Source organism: Kitasatospora cystarginea, assembly GCF_039533515.1.
Taxonomy (GTDB): Bacteria; Actinomycetota; Actinomycetes; order Streptomycetales; family Streptomycetaceae; genus Kitasatospora; species Kitasatospora cystarginea.
The window spans coordinates 166132-182492 of the sequence record NZ_BAAATR010000002.1 but is presented as its reverse complement, the minus strand read 5'-3'; the positions used below and the strand labels follow the sequence as shown (position 1 = coordinate 182492).

The 16361-nt window shown below is 71.1% G+C and carries 13 protein-coding genes and 1 pseudogene; 7 read left to right on the top strand and 7 right to left on the bottom strand.

Features of this window, described 5'->3' with window-relative positions:
• Positions 1–67: 67 nt before the first annotated feature.
• The 6 genes from ABD369_RS02760 (at position 68) to ABD369_RS02735 (ending at position 7674) form a co-directional block, all read left to right on the top strand.
• Positions 68–1606: a pyridoxal phosphate-dependent decarboxylase family protein gene (locus ABD369_RS02760; RefSeq protein ID WP_344634557.1), complete on the top strand. Its 1539-nt coding sequence runs from the start codon at positions 68–70 to the stop codon at positions 1604–1606.
• A gap of 37 nt (positions 1607–1643) precedes the next feature.
• Entirely contained in the window at positions 1644–2942 is a 1299-nt protein-coding gene (locus ABD369_RS02755) for a lysine N(6)-hydroxylase/L-ornithine N(5)-oxygenase family protein (protein WP_344634556.1), read from the top strand.
• Positions 2939–3514, top strand: coding sequence for a GNAT family N-acetyltransferase (locus tag ABD369_RS02750; protein WP_344634555.1), 576 nt, complete (start codon positions 2939–2941; stop codon positions 3512–3514). Before ABD369_RS02755 ends, ABD369_RS02750 begins: the two co-directional genes overlap by 4 nt.
• Positions 3515–3600: 86 nt before the next feature.
• Positions 3601–5328 carry an IucA/IucC family protein gene (locus ABD369_RS02745; RefSeq protein ID WP_344634745.1) on the top strand — a complete coding sequence of 576 codons (1728 nt, stop codon included), beginning with the start codon at positions 3601–3603 and terminating at the stop codon, positions 5326–5328.
• Positions 5325–6899, top strand: a complete 1575-nt coding sequence (locus ABD369_RS02740) for an MFS transporter (RefSeq protein ID WP_344634554.1) — start codon at positions 5325–5327, stop codon at positions 6897–6899. Before ABD369_RS02745 ends, ABD369_RS02740 begins: the two co-directional genes overlap by 4 nt.
• Positions 6892–7674, top strand: coding sequence for an arylamine N-acetyltransferase family protein (locus tag ABD369_RS02735; RefSeq protein ID WP_344634553.1), 783 nt, complete (start codon positions 6892–6894; stop codon positions 7672–7674). Before ABD369_RS02740 ends, ABD369_RS02735 begins: the two co-directional genes overlap by 8 nt.
• Positions 7675–7727: 53 nt before the next feature.
• Here the strand turns inward: ABD369_RS02735 and ABD369_RS02730 are convergent, their stop codons facing one another.
• The 7 genes and pseudogenes from ABD369_RS02730 to ABD369_RS02700 form a co-directional block, all read right to left on the bottom strand.
• Positions 7728–8495, bottom strand: coding sequence for a VOC family protein (locus tag ABD369_RS02730; RefSeq protein WP_344634552.1), 768 nt, complete (start codon positions 8493–8495; stop codon positions 7728–7730).
• A gap of 118 nt (positions 8496–8613) precedes the next feature.
• Positions 8614–8730 (bottom strand): hypothetical protein, encoded by a 117-nt coding sequence (locus ABD369_RS02725; RefSeq protein WP_344634551.1) that lies wholly within the window; start codon positions 8728–8730, stop codon positions 8614–8616.
• 40 nt (positions 8731–8770) lie between these two features.
• Positions 8771–9172, bottom strand: a pseudogene (locus ABD369_RS02720) (FAD-dependent monooxygenase); the annotation flags it as partial.
• Positions 9165–9752 (bottom strand): PadR family transcriptional regulator, encoded by a 588-nt coding sequence (locus ABD369_RS02715; protein ID WP_344634550.1) that lies wholly within the window; start codon positions 9750–9752, stop codon positions 9165–9167. The pseudogene ABD369_RS02720 and the gene ABD369_RS02715, both read right to left, overlap by 8 nt.
• Positions 9753–9981: 229 nt before the next feature.
• Positions 9982–10983, bottom strand: coding sequence for a DUF1259 domain-containing protein (locus ABD369_RS02710; RefSeq protein ID WP_344634549.1), 1002 nt, complete (start codon positions 10981–10983; stop codon positions 9982–9984).
• Positions 10984–11196: 213 nt separating this feature from the next.
• The gene (locus ABD369_RS02705; RefSeq protein WP_344634548.1) at positions 11197–12252 is read right to left on the bottom strand and encodes a type III polyketide synthase; all 1056 of its coding nucleotides are present in this window, start codon (positions 12250–12252) and stop codon (positions 11197–11199) included.
• 331 nt (positions 12253–12583) lie between these two features.
• A complete protein-coding gene (locus ABD369_RS02700) occupies positions 12584–13789 on the bottom strand; it encodes a cytochrome P450 (RefSeq protein ID WP_344634547.1) in 1206 nt (401 codons plus the stop codon).
• A gap of 777 nt (positions 13790–14566) precedes the next feature.
• Between ABD369_RS02700 and ABD369_RS02695 the strand changes: the two genes are divergently transcribed.
• On the top strand, positions 14567–16273 hold the full coding sequence (locus tag ABD369_RS02695) for a flavin monoamine oxidase family protein (RefSeq protein ID WP_344634546.1): 1707 nt from the start codon (positions 14567–14569) through the stop codon (positions 16271–16273).
• The last annotated feature ends 88 nt before the right edge of the window (positions 16274–16361 follow it).

The window sequence follows — 16361 nt, the reverse complement described above, 5'->3', positions numbered from 1 at the left end:
GAACTCTTGGTAAAAATTAGGATAGGCTTACCTAAGTAATGGCAGTAGCGACTGTTGAGGACCACTCATGAGTTTCCAGGGACACCCCGTCGAGACCCGGCCGGCAGGCGCCAGGGAGCACCTCTTCAACGGCCGTACGGTGGAGGGATACCGGCACTCGCTCACCGCCGGGATCGACCGGGTGGCCGCCCGGATCGCCCGCACCGAACGCCCCTTCAGTGGAACCACCCCCGACCGGCTCGCACCCGAGATATCGGCCGTCGACCTGGAACAGCCGCTGCACGACCCCGCCGCCGCCCTCGCCGAGCTGGAGGACGTCTACCTGCGGGACGCCGTGTACTTCCACCACCCGCGCTACCTGGCGCACCTCAACTGCCCGGTGGTCATCCCGGCCCTGCTCGGCGAGGCCGTCCTCAGCGCCGTCAACTCCTCGCTCGACACCTGGGACCAGAGCGCCGGCGGCACCCTGATCGAGCGCCGGCTGATCGACTGGACCGCCGAGCGGATCGGCCTCGGCCCGGCGGCCGACGGCGTGTTCACCAGCGGCGGCAGCCAGTCCAACCTGCACGCCCTGCTGCTCGCCCGCGAGGAGGCCCGTGCCCGGGCCGCCGCCGGTTCGGACACATCGCCGACCAGGGCCGAGCTCCTCCCGAAGCTGCGCATCCTCGCCTCCGCGGCCGGCCACTTCAGCGTCCAGAAGTCCGCGAAGCTCCTCGGCCTCGGCCCGGACGCGGTCATCCCGGTCGCCACCGACCAGGACCGCCGGATGCGCCCCGCCGTCCTCGCCCGCGAACTCGACCGCTGCCGCCGCGAGGGCCTGACGGTGATGGCCGTGGTCGCCACCGCCGGCACCACCGACTTCGGCTCCATCGACCCGCTGCCGCAGATCGCCGACCTGTGCGCCACCGCGGGCGCCTGGCTGCACGTGGACGCCGCGTACGGCTGCGGACTGCTCGCCTCCCGCACCAGGCGGCACCTGCTGGACGGGATCGAGCGGGCCGACTCGGTGACCGTCGACTACCACAAGTCCTTCTTCCAGCCGGTCAGTTCGAGTGCGCTGCTGGTCCGCGACGCCGCCGTGCTGCGTCACGCCACCTACCACGCCGACTACCTCAACCCGGCCCGGATGGCCGAGCAGAAGATCCCCAACCAGGTCGACAAGAGCCTGCAGACCACCCGCCGGTTCGACGCCCTCAAGCTCTGGCTCACCCTGCGCATCATGGGCGCCGACGCGATCGGCGAACTCTTCGACGAGGTCGTCGACCGCGCCGCGCAGGCCTGGGAACTGCTCACCGAGGACCCCCGCTTCGAGGTGGTCACCAGGTCCCAGCTGAGCACCGTGGTCTTCCGCTACCTGCCCGAGGCCGGGCCGGCACGCGAACTCGCCGACGACGCCAACCTGTTCGCCCGCGAGGCGCTGGCCGCCTCCGGCGCGGCGGTGGTCGCCGGCACCAAGGTGGACGACCGGCACTACCTGAAGTTCACCCTGCTCAACCCCGAGACCACGCTCGCGGACATCGCCCACGTCCTCGACCTGCTGGCCGGCCACGCAGAGGACTACCTGAGCCGGAAGGCCGCCCCCGAGCTCTGCCGCCAGGCCGGCTGACCCCCGCCCACCCCCGACACCCACCCCGGAGACGCGCATGACCACCTACGACTTCATCGGGATCGGGCTCGGCCCCTACAACCTGGGCCTGGCCTGCCTGACCGAGCCGCTCGACGAGCTGAACGGCCTGTTCCTGGAGAGCAAGCCGGACTTCGACTGGCACCCCGGCATGCTGCTGGAGTCCGCCACCCTGCAGACCCCCTTCATGGCCGACCTGGTCACCCTGGCCGACCCGACCTCGCCGTACTCCTTCCTCAACTACCTCAAGGAGACCGGCCGGCTGTACCCCTTCTACATCCGCGAGATGTTCTACCCGGTGCGCAGCGAGTACGACGAGTACTGCCGCTGGGCGGCCGCCAAGCTGCGCGGCATCCGCTTCGACCAGGAGGTGACCTCGGTCGAGTACGACCCGCGCGCGAGCGTGTACCTCGTCCACGCGGTGCGGCCCGGCACCTTCGAGACCACCACGTACCGCGCCAGGCGCCTCGTCCTGGGTACCGGCACCCCGCCGTACGTTCCCGAAGCCTGCCAGGGCCTCGCCGGCGACGCCGTGCACAACTCCGGTTACCTGGAGGCCAAGGCGGCCCTGCAGACGAAGGAGAGCATCACCGTCGTCGGCAGCGGCCAGAGCGCCGCCGAGATCTACTACGACCTGCTGTCCGAGATGGACGCCCACGGCTACCGGCTCAACTGGGTGACCAGGTCGCCGCGGTTCTTCCCGCTGGAGTACACCAAGCTCACCCTGGAGATGACCTCGCCCGAGTACGTGGACTACTTCCACGCCCTCCCCGAGGACACCCGCCACCGGCTGGAGTCCGAACAGAAGGGCCTGTTCAAGGGCATCAACGCCGACCTGATCAACGGCATCTTCGACCTGCTCTACCAGAAGAGCGTCAAGGGCCCGGTGCCCACGCGGCTGATGACCAACACCGCGCTGCACAGCGCCGTCCACGACCCCGCCACCGGCCTCTACACCCTCGGACTGCGCCACGAGGAGCAGGGTCGGGACTTCCGCCTCGCCACCCACGGACTGGTCCTGGCCACCGGCTACCGCTACCGGACCCCGGCCTTCCTCGCGCCGCTGCACGAGCGGATCCGCTGGGACGGGCACGGCCGCTTCGACGTCGCCCGCAACTACAGCATCGACACCACGGGCCGCGAGATCTTCCTGCAGAACGCCGGCACCCACACCCACAGCATCACCTCACCCGACCTGGGCATGGGCCCGTACCGCAACTCCTGGATCATCCGCGAGCTGCTGGGCCGCGAGGTCTACCCGATAGAGAAGTCCATCGCCTTCCAGGAGTTCGGCGCGCCGGAGGGGCTGGTCGCATGAGTGGCATCCTCTTCTCCCGCACCGACGCGCGGCTCGGCACCATGGCGGTGCGCCCGCTCGACGCCGACGCCGACGCCGAGCTGCTGCACGGCTGGGTGACCCACCCCAAGGCGGCGTTCTGGATGATGCAGGACGCCGATGTGTCCGAGGTCCGCAGCGAGTACCGCAAGATAGCCGAACACCCGTGCCACGACGCCTACATCGGCCTGGTCGACGGCGAGGCGGCCTTCCTCGTCGAACGCTACGACCCGGCCCGGCTGGAACTCGTCGGCCTGTACGACGCCCAGCCGGGAGACGTCGGCATGCACTTCCTCTGCGCACCCACCGACCAACCGGTGCACGGCTTCACCCGGGCCGTGATCACCACCGTGATGGCGTTCGTCCTCACCGATCCGGCCGCCCGCCGCGTGGTGGTCGAGCCGGACGTCCGCAACACGGCGGTCCACGCGCTGAACGCCGCCGTCGGCTTCGAGGTGGTCGGCCCGGTCACCAAGCCCGAGAAGGAGGCGCTGCTCAGCGTCTGCACCCGCGAGCAGTTCCTCGCCGCCACCCAAGGAGTGACCCCGTGCTGAACCTTCCGGGGGCAGACCCCCGCACTCCGGGCCCGATCGACGCCGTCGCCCATCTGACGCCGGAGCACTGGGCCCTGGCCAACCGGATGCTGGTCCGCAAGGCGCTCGCCGAGTTCGCCCACGAGCGCCTGCTCACCCCGCGGCAGCAGGCCGACGGCCGGTACGGCGTCCGCAGCGACGACGGCGCCGTCGAGTACCGCTTCACCGCCCGGCTGCTCTCCCTCGACCACTGGCAGATCGACGCCGGAAGCATCACCCGGAACCGCGAAGGCGCCGAACTCCCGCTCGACGCAACCGACTTCATCATCGAGCTGCAGGAGACCCTCGGCCTCACCCCGCAGATCCTGCCGGTCTACCTGGAGGAGATCGCCTCCACCCTCGCCGGCAGCGCCTACAAGCTCGGCAAGCCGCAGACCTGCGCCGCCGAACTCGCCAAGGCCGGCTTCCAGGCGATCGAAACCGGGATGACCGAGGGCCACCCGGGCTTCGTCGCCAACAACGGCCGGATCGGCTTCGGCATCCACGAGTACCACGCCTACGCGCCCGAGGCCGCCCGCCCGGTCCGGCTGATCTGGCTCGCCGCCCACCGCGACCACTCCACCTTCACCTCCTGTGCCGACCTCGACTACGACACCCTCGTCAGGCAGGAGCTGGGCGAGGAAGTGCTCGGCCGCTTCGCCGGCACCATGGCCTCCCTCGGCCTCGACCCCGCCGACTACCACCTGCTGCCCGTCCACCCCTGGCAGTGGTGGAACAAGCTCTCGGTGACCTTCGCCGCCGAGGTCGCCCAGCGGCGGATCGTCTGCCTCGGCCCCGGCGACGACGAGTACCTGGCCCAGCAGTCCATCCGCACCTTCTTCAACACCACCGACCCGTCGAAGCACTATGTGAAGACCGCCCTCTCGGTCCTCAACATGGGCTTCATGCGCGGACTCTCGGCCGCCTACATGGAGGCCACCCCCGCCATCAACGACTGGCTCGCCGAACTGATCGCCAGCGACGAGGTCCTGCGCGCCACCAGGCTGACGGTGATCCGCGAAAGGGCCGCCATCGGCTACCGCCACCCCCAGTTCGAGGCCGCCACCGACCGGTACTCCCCGTACCGCAAGATGCTCGCCGCGCTCTGGCGGGAGAGTCCCGTCGCGGGCCTGCGGCCCGGACAGCGGCTGGCCACCATGGCCAGCCTGCTGCACACCGACCGCGAGGGCCGCTCGCTGGCCGCCGCGCTCATCGAACAGTCCGGCCTCGCCCCCGAGGTGTGGCTGCGCCGCTACCTGGACGCCTACCTCACGCCGCTGCTGCACTGCTTCTACGCCCACGACCTGGCCTTCATGCCACACGGCGAGAACGTCATCCTCGTCCTCGACGCCGACGGCACGGTACAGCGCGCGATCTTCAAGGACATCGCCGAGGAGATCGTGGTGATGAACCCGGACGCCGACCTGCCCCCGCAGGTCGCGCGGATCAGGGCCGACGTCCCGGAGCACATGAAGCTGCTCTCCGTCTTCACCGACGTCTTCGACTGCTTCTTCCGCTACCTCAACGCCATCCTGGCGGATGGGGGCACCCTGGACGAGGACACCTTCTGGCGCACCGTCGCCGAGTGCGCGGCCGACTACCGGGCCTCGGTGCCGCAGCTCGCCGACCGCCTCGCCAGGTACGACCTGTTCGCCGAGGAGTTCCCGCTCTCCTGCCTCAACCGGCTGCAACTGCGCAACAACCAGCAGATGGTGGACCTCGCGGACCCGTCCGGCGCCCTCCAGCTGGTCGGCACCCTGCGCAACCCCATCGCCCGGTTCGCCCCGACGCCGTGACGCTCACCACCGGCACCACCGCCGGGCCGGGGACCGGACAGACCCGGTCCCCGGCCCGGTGGGCGATCCTCGCCGTCATCTGCCTCGCCCAGTTCGCGGCGGTACTCGACAACACCGTCCTGAACGTGGCGATCCCCTCGCTCACCCGGGACCTGGACGCGACCACCAGCGACGTCCAGTGGATCGTCAACGCCTACTCCCTGGTCCAGTCGGGGCTGCTGCTCGCCGCGGGCAGCGCCGCCGACCGCTACGGCCGCAAACGGCTGCTGCTGGCCGGCCTCACGGTCTTCGGCGCCGGCTCACTGGCCGCCGGACTCGCCGACACCACCGGCCAGTTGACCGCTGCCCGGGCGGGCATGGGGATCGGCGGCGCACTGCTGCTCACCACCACCCTCGCCGTGGTGGTCCAGGTCTTCGATGCCGCGGAGCGCCCCCGGGCGATCGGCGTCTGGGGCGCGGTCAACGCCCTCGGCTTCGCCGCCGGGCCGCCGATCGGCGGCCTGGTGCTCGCCCACTTCCACTGGGGTGCGCTCTTCCTGGCCAACCTCCCGGTGGTGGTGTTCGCCCTCCTGGCGGTGCGGCTGCTGGTCCCCGAGTCCAGGGCACCCGGCGGCGGTCCGCCCGACCTGCTCGGCGTACTGCTGTCCACCGTCGGCATGACGGCGGTGGTCCTGGCGATCACCCAGGGCCCGGAGTCCGGCTGGTCCTCGCCCCGGGTGCTGCTGCCGGCGGCGGGCGGGCTGCTCGTCCTCGCCGTCTTCGCACGGTGGGAACACCACGTCCGCCACCCGATGCTGGACCCGCACTTCTTCCGGGACCGCCGCTTCGTCGGCGCGGTGGTGGGCGTGGTCCTGATCACCTTCGGCAGCGCCGGGGTGCTCTTCCTGCTCACCCAGCAGCTCCAGTTCGTCCACGGCTACTCGCCGCTGGCGGCCGGACTGCACCTCGCGCCGTTCGCACTCACCGTGGTCGTCCTCAACGCCACCGGGCTCACCGCCCGGGTGGTCGGCCGACTGGGACACCCGCTCGCCATCGCCTCCGGCATGAGCCTGCTCGCGGGGGGCTTCGTGGCCGTCGCACTCTCCGCCGGCTACGGCCCGCTGCTGCTCGGCCTGCTCCTGATGGGCACCGGCTGCGCCTTCGCCAACCCGGCCATCGTCGAGGCCGTCATGAGCGCCATCCCCCCGGACAGGGCGGGCGCCGGCGCCGGCGTCGACGGCACCATGGCCGAGATCGGCAACAGCCTCGGAGTCGCCGCCCTGGGCGCCGTCCTGAACGCCCGCTTCGCCGCGCTGCTCCCCGCCGCCGCGGCGGGCGCCGGCTCCCTGCCGGCCGCACTCGCGGCCGCCCGCACGGAGGCGGACCGCGCCGCCGTCCTGGAGGCCTTCACGGCCGGGATCTCCACCAGCCAACTCCTCGGCGCGGCCGCCGTGCTGGTCGGCGGTTGCCTGGCGGCGGTGCTGCTGCGTAGCGCCGGAAGGGTGGTCCACCCCGTCCCACCGCCCGAGGACGTAGGTCCCCGGCCCGATGACAACGCTTCCCGCGGACTGGCAGAAAAGATCCATGAGTGAGACCCGGATCGACGCGTCATCGGCCGACGCCTACCTCGACCGCATCGGTGCCACCCGCCCGTCCCGGCCGGATGCGGACGCCCTCCGTGAACTGCACCAACGACACCTGCGCAGCGTCCCGTTCGAGAACCTGAGCATCCATCTCGGCGAGGACATCGTGCTGGAGCCGAAGGCGCTGGTCGAGAAGGTGACCGTGGCGCGGCGCGGTGGCTTCTGCTACGAACTCAACGGCGCCTTCGCCGCGTTGCTCAGCGAACTGGGCTACCCCGTCAGCCTGCTCTCCGCGCGGGTCTTCCAGAACGGCGGGTACGGGCCGCCCTTCGACCACCTCGCGCTGCGGGTCGACACCCCCGAACCGTGGCTGGTGGACGTGGGGTTCGGACGGCACACCGAGTTCCCGCTCCGGCTGGACCGCCGGGACGACCAGGCCGACCCCGGCGGCGTCTTCCGGATCACCGAGACCGCCGCCGGGGACCTGGACGTGTACCGGGACGGCGAGCCGCAGTACCGTCTCGAACAACGCCCGCGCGTGCTGGCCGACTTCGAGCCCACCTGCTGGTGGCAGCGCACCTCCCCGAAGTCGCACTTCAGCCGCTCCCTGGTCTGCTCCCGCCTCACCGAGCACGGCCGGATCACGCTCTCCGGTCGCACCCTGGTCACCACCGTCGCGGGGGAGCGCCAAGAGGAGGAGCTCGCCGAGGCCGCGCTGCTCGCCGCCTACCGGGACCACTTCGGCCTGGCACTGGACCGGATCCCGACGCTCCCCGGGCAGTGACCGCCGCACCGCCCCGGACGGCTCCGCCCGGGGCGGTGTGCGGCTGCCGCAGGCTACTTCTCCGGCTGGGAGATGAGGCAGAAGGCCGCGCCGAGGTCGTCCCGGACGACGGCCACCCGGCCATAGGGGGTGTCGAACGGCTCGACCTCGACCCGGCCGCCGAGCTCGACCACCCGTGAGCAGCACCGGTCGGTGTCGGCCACCGAGAAGTAGGTGTTCCAGAACGACGGCGCGCCCGCCGGGACACCCGACGGCTGCTCGCCGATGCCGCCGACCGGGTTCCCGGCCACCTTGGCGACGGTGTAGTCCATGTCCGGCATGGCCTCGTACTCGTACCCGAAGACCTGCTGGTAGAAGGACCGGGCGGTGGCCGGGTCGGTGGACAGGTTCTCGTTCCAGGTGAAGGTGCCCGGCTCGTTGGCGAGCCCGGAGCCGCCGTGCGACTTGCCCTGCCAGAGGCCGAAGGCCGCGCCCGCCGGGTCGGCGGCCATCGCCATCCGGCCCTGGTCCGTCACGTCCGTCGGCTCCATCAGCACGGTGCCGCCCGCCTCCCGGATCCTGGTGGCGACCTGGTCGACGTCGTCGGCCGCGAGGTAGGCCGTCCACCTGGGCGGAGCCTGGTCCCCGGGCTGCCGGGGACCGATGCCGGCGACGCGCAGGCCGTGCAGGGTGGCCAGTTGATAACCGCCGCCCGCCTCGCCGGTGTCCTCGTACTTCCAGCCGAACAGCTCGCCGTAGTACTGCTTGCCGGCGGTGACGTCCGGCGTCGTGAGGTCGGTCCAGCACGGGACGCCCTCGCGGTAAGTGGTGATCCTGGACATGGCCTGCGTCCTTAACGCCGAGGTTCCCGGGACGCGTCTTCGCGCCCCTCAGCCAGCGTCGGCCCGGCCGCGGGCCCCCTGCAACCGCTGGGCGGCACCGTCCCGCCGGGCCGAGGGGTCAGCCGCCGAGCCCGGCTCGCACCGGTGCCACCGGGTGCTGCGGCCCGAACCAGTCACCCAGCGCCGCACGCAACCCGGCGGCAGCGGCGGCGGGGGACGCCGACGGTGTGCCCACCCAGGCGGCGTGGCCGTCCGGGCGGACCAGCCTCGGCGAGCAGCTCCTCCACCCGGGTCTGCGGGATCCCCAGGACGTACGGGTGCCGGGTGCGCATGGCGGTCAGGTCGAGTTGGGCCGAACCGGCGAACGCGGTGGCCGGCACGGTCGGGCCCTCGGTCAGGAAGCGGTCCGCGAGGCCCCGGAGGTCCAGCAGCTCCAGGCTGCGGGCGTTGAGGTTGAAGCCGCGGCAGTAGCCGGGCGGGGCCGGGTGGCGTTCGAGCACCAGGGTGCGAACCCCGGTCAGCCCCAGCTCGCAGGCCAGCATCAATCCCGCCGGCCCGGCGCCGGCCACCAGCACCTGGGCGTCCTCGCCGGCTCCGGACGAGTACGGGGCGGACGACGGCGCGTCGGACAGGGGCCGCCCGGCCGGGACCGGCGCGGTCACAGGAGTCTCAGGCATCGGGGGAGACCTCCGGCCACTCCAGGCCGCCCTGCTCGATCTCCTCGGCCGTGTGCAGCACCCACTGCAGCTCCGCCCGGGCCATCGCCTGCGCGTACTCGGCCTCGATCACGAACAGCCGGGGCGCCTTGTGTTGCTCCCTGGCCTCCCGGTACGCCCGCTCACCCGCCGCGATCCGCACCTCCAGCGCCGCCGCCCGTTCGCGCAGCGCCTGTGCCGCCCGCTGCCGTCCCAGCGCGCCCAGGTAGCTGATGGCGGACAGGAACCTCGGGTACTCCTGGGACGGCTCGCGGATCAGTTCGTCCAGCCACTCGGTGAAATGCCGCTGCCCCTGCGGCGTGTGCCGGTAGACGGTACGTGCCGGGCGGCCGCCCACCTGCTCGGTGTCGGCCGCCTCGATCCAGCCGTCGCGGGCCAGCGCCCGCACCGTGTCGTACAGCGATCCGGTGGTCAGCTTGAAGGCCAGGTCCAGCTGCCGCTCCCGCAGCGTGATCGCCATGGCGTGGGGGTGCATGGGCTGCTCCAGCAGCAGGCCCATTACCGCGAGGGCCATGGGGTTCGCGGGTCGTTTGACGGTCATCTCACTCCATACGGTCTTCGGCTCGGAAACGACTACTAGGAAGCAATTACTCGGATCCGAGTTGCCTTTGCGAAGACTGTAGCCGCCACCGCTGGGGACCGGCTACCGCTTTCGGCCGCCGCCGTATCGACCGCGATCGTCCGCCTCCCCGCCGCGGTCGAAAGGCGGGCGGCGCAGCAGCGGTACTGCCGGGTCACGCCGGGGGCTGGGAGCAGCCGCCGGCCCGGGCTCAGGCGGAGGACGCGGCGACGTTGGTGGCGGTGAGCGCGGGACGGACCGCCTTGGCCAGTGCGACGGCGTCGCCCACCGCCCAGACATGGGTGAAGAAGAGGCGCGGTTCGTCCGTCAGGCCGTGGTTGTGGAGTTCGATGATCTCGATCCCGCCGTGCCGCAGCGCCGAGAGCACCCGCTGGACCTCGCCGGCGACCATGACGAGGTCTCCGTTGAGCGCGGCCCGACCCCCGCCCAGCGGCTGGAAGTTGAAGGCCGAGGTCGCGCCGAGGCCGGGTGGAAGCACGCGGCCGTCGTTGACGATGGTCTCGCGGCGGACGAACACGGTGGTGTACACCTCGCCGCTGTTGGCACCCTTGGCGCCCATCGCGGCGTCGATTCCGGCGGTGTCCAGTTCGAGCGGCTTGGGCGGAGCGGCGGCCGCGACGTGCGCCGGGGTGGCGGTGTGGTTGAGCGCGGCGCGCAGGCCGCGCGCCAGTTCCCCGGCGTCGTGGCCGTGGGCGCAGACGTGGGTCCACCAGACCTCGGGTGTGTGCGACAGCAGGTGCTTGTGGATGGCGGTCTGCGCGATGCCCTGGGCCTGCAGGGCATCGGTCATCCCCTGCAGCTCGCCCTCGGTCACCACCAGGTCGCCCATCAGCATCACCATGCCGTCGTCGTACCGGACGAAGGACGCGTGCGAGCCCAGTGCCAGTCCCGTGCTGACGGGGACGCCGCGGGAGACCAGATGCAGGTCCCCGCGCGGGAACGGCGTGTGATGGTACGTCCCGCGGATGAGGTTCCCCGGCCGGCCGAGTGCCTTGACGACGTCCTTCCAGTGCTCCTCGCTGGTGGGTACCGGCCTGAGCTTCTGCCCCCTGCCCATGTCGTGGTGGTCGGTCGATGCGGAGCAGGCGGCCAGTCCCAGGCCGCCCACGGTCAGCCCGGCCGTGGTGAGCAGCCGGCGTCGTGGTACACCGGTCCGGGCGGGCTTCTCGCGGTAGTCGTCTCCGGTCGTCACGGGCACACCTCCAGGGGCCGATGCAAACACAGGAACGACCTCCCGCGTCGTAGCCACGGCGGTGGGGGCGCCGGTGACCCTCCGGAGCGACCAGCGCGATGTGATTGAGCGTCAGATGCGTACGGTGGCAAGGCCCGGGGGAGCGGGACACCCGGTCGAGGGGCATCCCGCTCCCCCGGGAGCGGTGTTCCGCTGCCTGCGGTGCGCCAGGGCTCAGCCCTCCGGAGCGGTCCAGCTGCCCAGGGACATCTCGGCGGTGATGCCCGGGCCGAAGCCGGCCAGCAGTCCGTGGTGGCCGTCGAGGGCCGACTGCTCGTCGAACATCCGGGCGAGCGCGTCGAGCACGACCGCACTGGCGATGTTGCCGTACTCGGTCAGGGTGGCCCGGCTGAAGCGGAACGCCTCGGACGGCACCTCCAGGAAGTGGCTCAGGTCGTCCAGGATGCGGGGACCGCCCGCGTGGATGATGTAGAAGTCGAGCTTGCCGACGTTCCACTGGTGCTGCTCGGCCAGTGCGCGCAGCGCCGGGCTGAGGGGCTCCATCGTCCCCGGCACCCGCTTGTCCAGCTGGAAATGGAAGCCGGTCGAGCGGACCGCGTAGGAGATCCAGTCCTCGGTGTTGGGGATGAGGTACGAGGCGTTGCGCTCCAGGCGCATTCCGGTGCCGCCCTCGCCCCGGACCACCGCGGCGGCGATTCCGTCGCCGAACAGACCGTTGGACAGCAGCGATCCCACGCCCAGGTCGGTGGGCTGGTAGCAGAGCGAGCAGAACTCGCAGGCCACGATCAGCACGTTGGCGTCGGGGTACGCAGCGCAGAAGTCATGCGCCCGGTTCACGGCCGCACCGCCGGCGGCACAGCCGAGCTGGGCGATCGGCAGCTGCCGGGTGTCCGACCGGAAACCCATCTTGTTGATCAGCCAGGCCGTCAGCGACGGCATCATGAAGCCGGTGCAGGACACGTACACGATCAAGTCGATCTGCTGCGGCTCCAGTTCGGCCTGGTCGAGGGCTCTGGACACCACGGCCGGGACGCGCGCCTTGGACTCCGCCTCGAAGACGAGGCTCCGCTCGGCCAGGCCCGGGTGTTCCAGCACCACCTCGATCGGCTGGATCAGATGGCGTTTCCGCACTCCGGTGTTCTTGATCAGACGTAGCGCCAGCTCCAGTTGCGGATGGTCGCCATGGAGCCTCCGGGCCAGGTCGAGGGTCTCCTCGTTGGTGATGACATGGTCGGGGACAGCAATCGCCGGTTTGCACAGAACTGCCATGGGGATTTCCTCCTGACGGGCGGTGCTCCCGGTGCGATCCCGGGGGATCGAGGGGATTCACCAGTCGACGGCAGCCGCTGCGGACCGGGCGCGCGGAGGTGGCGCGGCGGTGGGACTCACCAGGGGAAGGCAGACGGGCCGACAGTTGAGGATCGGATGCTCGCTGTGCGGGCGGTCTTGCCGGCCACGAGTCGGCTCGGGCCAGGTCAACCCAGCCTAAGCGGACCGGGGCGATCGCGCACGTCGGCCCGCACACCCACCGGGTGCGCGGGCCGACACGTGCTGCCGCCGGAGCCCCTCCGGCCGTGTTCCCCGGCCGTGGCGACCTCCGTCACCACGTCACCGGCAGCTCCAGGGGATAGCGCCAGATCGACGTGGTGTTCCACTGGATCTCCTCGGCGGGCTTCGCCAGGGCGATCCGGGGGAAGCGCTCCAGCAGCGTGCCGAAGGCGACCTCGAGCTCGGTGATGGCGAGCGGAGCACCGAGGCAGTGGTGCGCGCCCCAGCCGAACGTCATGTGCGGCGGACTGGTCCGGTCCAGGTCCAGCTCGTCGGGCCGGTCGAACTTGTCGCCGTCCCGGTTGGCGGTCAGGTAGGAGACGTGCACGATGTCGCCCGCCCGGATCGTCACCCCGCTCAGCTCGACGTCCTCCAGGGCGACCCGCGGGATGCCGACGCCCTTGCGGAAGGGAATGAAGCGCAGCATCTCCTGGAGCGCCTGCGGGAGCATCTCGGGCCGCTCGCGCAGCACGGACAGCACGTCGGGCCGGGTGAGCAGGGTGTAGGAGAGGTTGCCGAGCTCGTACGTCGTGGTGTCCTGGCCGGTGATCAGCAGGACCATGGCCATCACGGTGAGTTCCTGGTCGTCGAGGAGCTCGTCCCCGTCACGGGCCGTGGCCAGCGCGCTGATCAGGTCCTCGCCGGGGTTCCTGCGCCGCTGCGCAGTCAGGTCGGCGAAGTACGCCCGCAGGTCGGCCTTGGCCCGGACCGCGTCGGGCTTGTTCTCCAGGCTGACGTTCATCATGGTCCGGGCGTGGGCACGCAGCTGTGCGCTGTCGGGCTCGGGGATCTCCAGGACCTCACAGATGGTGATCAGCGGCAGCGGGTGGGCCATGTGCTCCATGAGGTCGGCCGGGGTGCCGTGCTCCGTCATGGCGTCCAGCAGGCCGTCCACCACGTGCTGGGTGCGGACCCGCATGCGTTCGATGTTGGCGGGCGTGAAGCCCTTGGACACCAGGCTGCGCAGGCGGCTGCTGGCCGGCGGGTCCATGACGTTGATCGCCTCGGCCTGGACGATCGGCTCGGGGGTCATCCGCGGGAAGTCCCGGCCGATGACGGCGTGGCGGCTGAACCGACGGTCGGTGGTCACCGTACGCACGTCCTCGTAGCCGGTGACCAGCCAGGCCTCGCCGTCGCCGTAGGGCAGGCGGATGCGGGACACTGGTGCGTCGTTCATGAGCTCCCTGAGCGTCGGGTCGAACTCGAGGGCCTCGGCGAAGTCGAATGGGCAGTTCCGTGCGCTGGCTCCGGTGGACATGAGGATCTCCGGTCTGGGCTGTGCGGGCTGGATCGGGAGACGGACGGGATGGACCTGGCACCGGTACCCGATCGGTCGGCCGGGCACACCGGAGGGGGTCCGGTACCCCCGGTAATTCATCCGTGCTGATCAGTGCCCGACGGCGGCCGCGTCCCGATCGGTGCCGGCGGAGCGGACGGACGTGCATCCGGGAGGCCCCGCCGTCCGGACGGCGGGGCCTCCCGGGACGGACCCGCCGATGATCTCTCCCCGGAGCGGTCAGATGACCCCCAGCCGGCTCTCCGTGATCCCCAACTGACATGCGCAGTACGGTTGTTCACAAATGCCGGATGGGATCCACCTGGTGTGTCCGCACCCCGCTCCCGGCGGCGGACGGAACATCCGTACCGCCACGGCTGGTTGAGGGGATTCACCCGTTCGAGCATGGGGTGGTGCGGGGGGAAACCGGGATGCGGCCGGTAGTTTCGGGCTTCGCATACGGATCCTCATGAGGGGTGTGACTGTGCGGGGTTCTGTCCGCGGGTGTGGGCGCGCCTCGGGCCGTCAGCGCGTCCTCGGTCCGGGAGATCGACAGTACGCCGGCACCGGCGGCGGCCCCGTCCTCGCGCGCCCTCGCCCCCGTCCCGGCCCAGCGCCGTCCGTTCCCGTCGCAGCGCCGCCGGCCCGCCCCGGCTCGTGGCCGGCACGGACCGGTCACGGCACCCCGCCGATATGCCGGCCAGGCCGCCGAAGGTACCCGGGTCACGATCCACACCACCACCAGAACAGGGCACCCAGATGACCAGTAAAGAGGCCAGGAAGCCGGCCAAGAAGACCAGCAGGAAGAGGAGCGGCCCGTCCGCGTCGGCGACCACGCCCCAGGGCGGCGCGGCGAAGGCGCTGTACCAGGCCATGATCGGCGGCACGGGCCCGGCGGCGACCGGGTGGACCGGTCCGCTCGAGATCGCGCCGCCGCCGAGACCGGGGGAGAAGGTCCTGATCCTCGGCGCCGGCGTCGCGGGCCTGACCGCCGCGTACGAGCTGAGCCTGCTCGGCTTCGACTGCACCGTCCTGGAGGCCCAGAACCGGGTCGGCGGGCGGAACCGCACCGCCCGCAAGGGCGACAAGCTCTACGAGATCGACGACGAGACCGGCGAGATCGTCCACACCCACACCTGCCGCTTCGACGACGGGCTGTACCTCAACCTCGGCCCCGGCCGCATCCCGTACCACCACCGGCGGGTGCTCAAGTACTGTCGGGACTTCAAGGTGGCGCTCGAACCGTACGTCATGGAGACCACGGCCAACCTGGTCCGGCCGGCGGGGCTGGAGGTGACCTGGCCCAACCGCCGGGTGGCCAACGACACCCGCGGGTACATCGCGGCGAAGCTGGCCGAGACGCTGACGGCCAAGGACCGGTTCACCGGTGAACTGCGCGACCTGCTGCGGGCGTTCGGCAAGCTCGACACCAACGGCAAGTACGAGGGCTCCACCCGCTCCGGATACCTGTACGACCCGGTGATCGAGGAGCCGGCCCCGGAGCCGGCGCCGCCGCTGGACTTCGAGGACCTGGTGGAGTCGGGCTTCTGGCGGGCCCGGTTCTACCAGCCGGTGGACTACCTGTGGCAGGCCACGATGTTCCAGCCGGTGGGCGGCATGGACAGGATCGTCGACGCGCTGGCCCGCGAGGCCAGGCTGGCCGGTGCGGAGATCCTGCTGGAGGCCGAGGTCACCGACATCGAGATCGACCCGGACGGGCCCGGGGTCACCGTGACCTACTGGAAGGACGGCGAGGCGTACGAGACCGAGGCCCGCTACTGCGTGAGCAACATCCCGATCCCGGCGCTCAAGCAGATCGGCCGGGACGGCTTCTCGGACGAGTTCGAGGCCGTGATCGACGTCGTCGAGTTCGACAAGACCTGCAAGGTGGGCTGGCAGGCCAACAAGCGCTTCTGGGAAGGCGGTTTCGACGGCGGCAACGACCTCGAGGGCATCTACGGCGGCATCAGCTGGACGTCCCACAACATCACCCAGCTGTGGTACCCCTCCAACGACTACTTCACCGAGAAGGGCACCCTGACCGGCGCCTACAACTTCGGCGACGAGGCCGAGGAGCTCGGCGACCTGCCGGTCAACGAGCGGCTGGAGCTGGCCCGCGAGGGTGCGATCCAGCTGCACCCCGAGTTCGAGAACGACGACCTGGTGCCGGCGAGCAAGGGCGTCACCATCGCCTGGCACAAGGTGCCCTACCAGCTGGGCGGTTGGGCCCACTGGGAGCCGGGCAACCCGGACCACGAAGAGGCCTACCGGCAACTGCTCCAGCCCGAGGGCGGTGACGTCTTCTACGTCACCGGCGACCAGATCTCCCCGCTGCCGGGCTGGCAGGAGGGCGCCATGATGTCGGCCCACTTCGTCACCCAGCAGATCCTCGGCTTCATTCCGCTCACCGTCCCCGAGGTGGTCGCCGTCCCGGACAGCGTGGCGCTCACCCAGGGCACGTTCTGACCCGCTTTGGCGGGCACGCTCCAAGAAAGCCGTGGCCCCGGCCACCGCTCGCGGTCCTCGGACCGGAGGGCGGCCGGGGCCACCGGCC

What these genes read in the sequence shown, in the direction of transcription:
- ABD369_RS02760 (WP_344634557.1), top strand. Translation starts at nt 68, where the DNA reads ATGAGTTTCCAGGGACACCCCGTCGAGACCCGGCCGGCAGGCGCCAGG.
- ABD369_RS02755 (WP_344634556.1), top strand. Translation starts at nt 1,644, where the DNA reads ATGACCACCTACGACTTCATCGGGATCGGGCTCGGCCCCTACAACCTG.
- ABD369_RS02750 (WP_344634555.1), top strand. Translation starts at nt 2,939, where the DNA reads ATGAGTGGCATCCTCTTCTCCCGCACCGACGCGCGGCTCGGCACCATG.
- ABD369_RS02745 (WP_344634745.1), top strand. Translation starts at nt 3,601, where the DNA reads ATGCTGGTCCGCAAGGCGCTCGCCGAGTTCGCCCACGAGCGCCTGCTC.
- ABD369_RS02735 (WP_344634553.1), top strand. Translation starts at nt 6,892, where the DNA reads ATGAGTGAGACCCGGATCGACGCGTCATCGGCCGACGCCTACCTCGAC.
- ABD369_RS02730 (WP_344634552.1), bottom strand. Translation starts at nt 8,495, where the DNA reads ATGTCCAGGATCACCACTTACCGCGAGGGCGTCCCGTGCTGGACCGAC.
- ABD369_RS02715 (WP_344634550.1), bottom strand. Translation starts at nt 9,752, where the DNA reads ATGACCGTCAAACGACCCGCGAACCCCATGGCCCTCGCGGTAATGGGC.
- ABD369_RS02705 (WP_344634548.1), bottom strand. Translation starts at nt 12,252, where the DNA reads ATGGCAGTTCTGTGCAAACCGGCGATTGCTGTCCCCGACCATGTCATC.
- ABD369_RS02700 (WP_344634547.1), bottom strand. Translation starts at nt 13,789, where the DNA reads ATGTCCACCGGAGCCAGCGCACGGAACTGCCCATTCGACTTCGCCGAG.
- ABD369_RS02695 (WP_344634546.1), top strand. Translation starts at nt 14,567, where the DNA reads ATGACCAGTAAAGAGGCCAGGAAGCCGGCCAAGAAGACCAGCAGGAAG.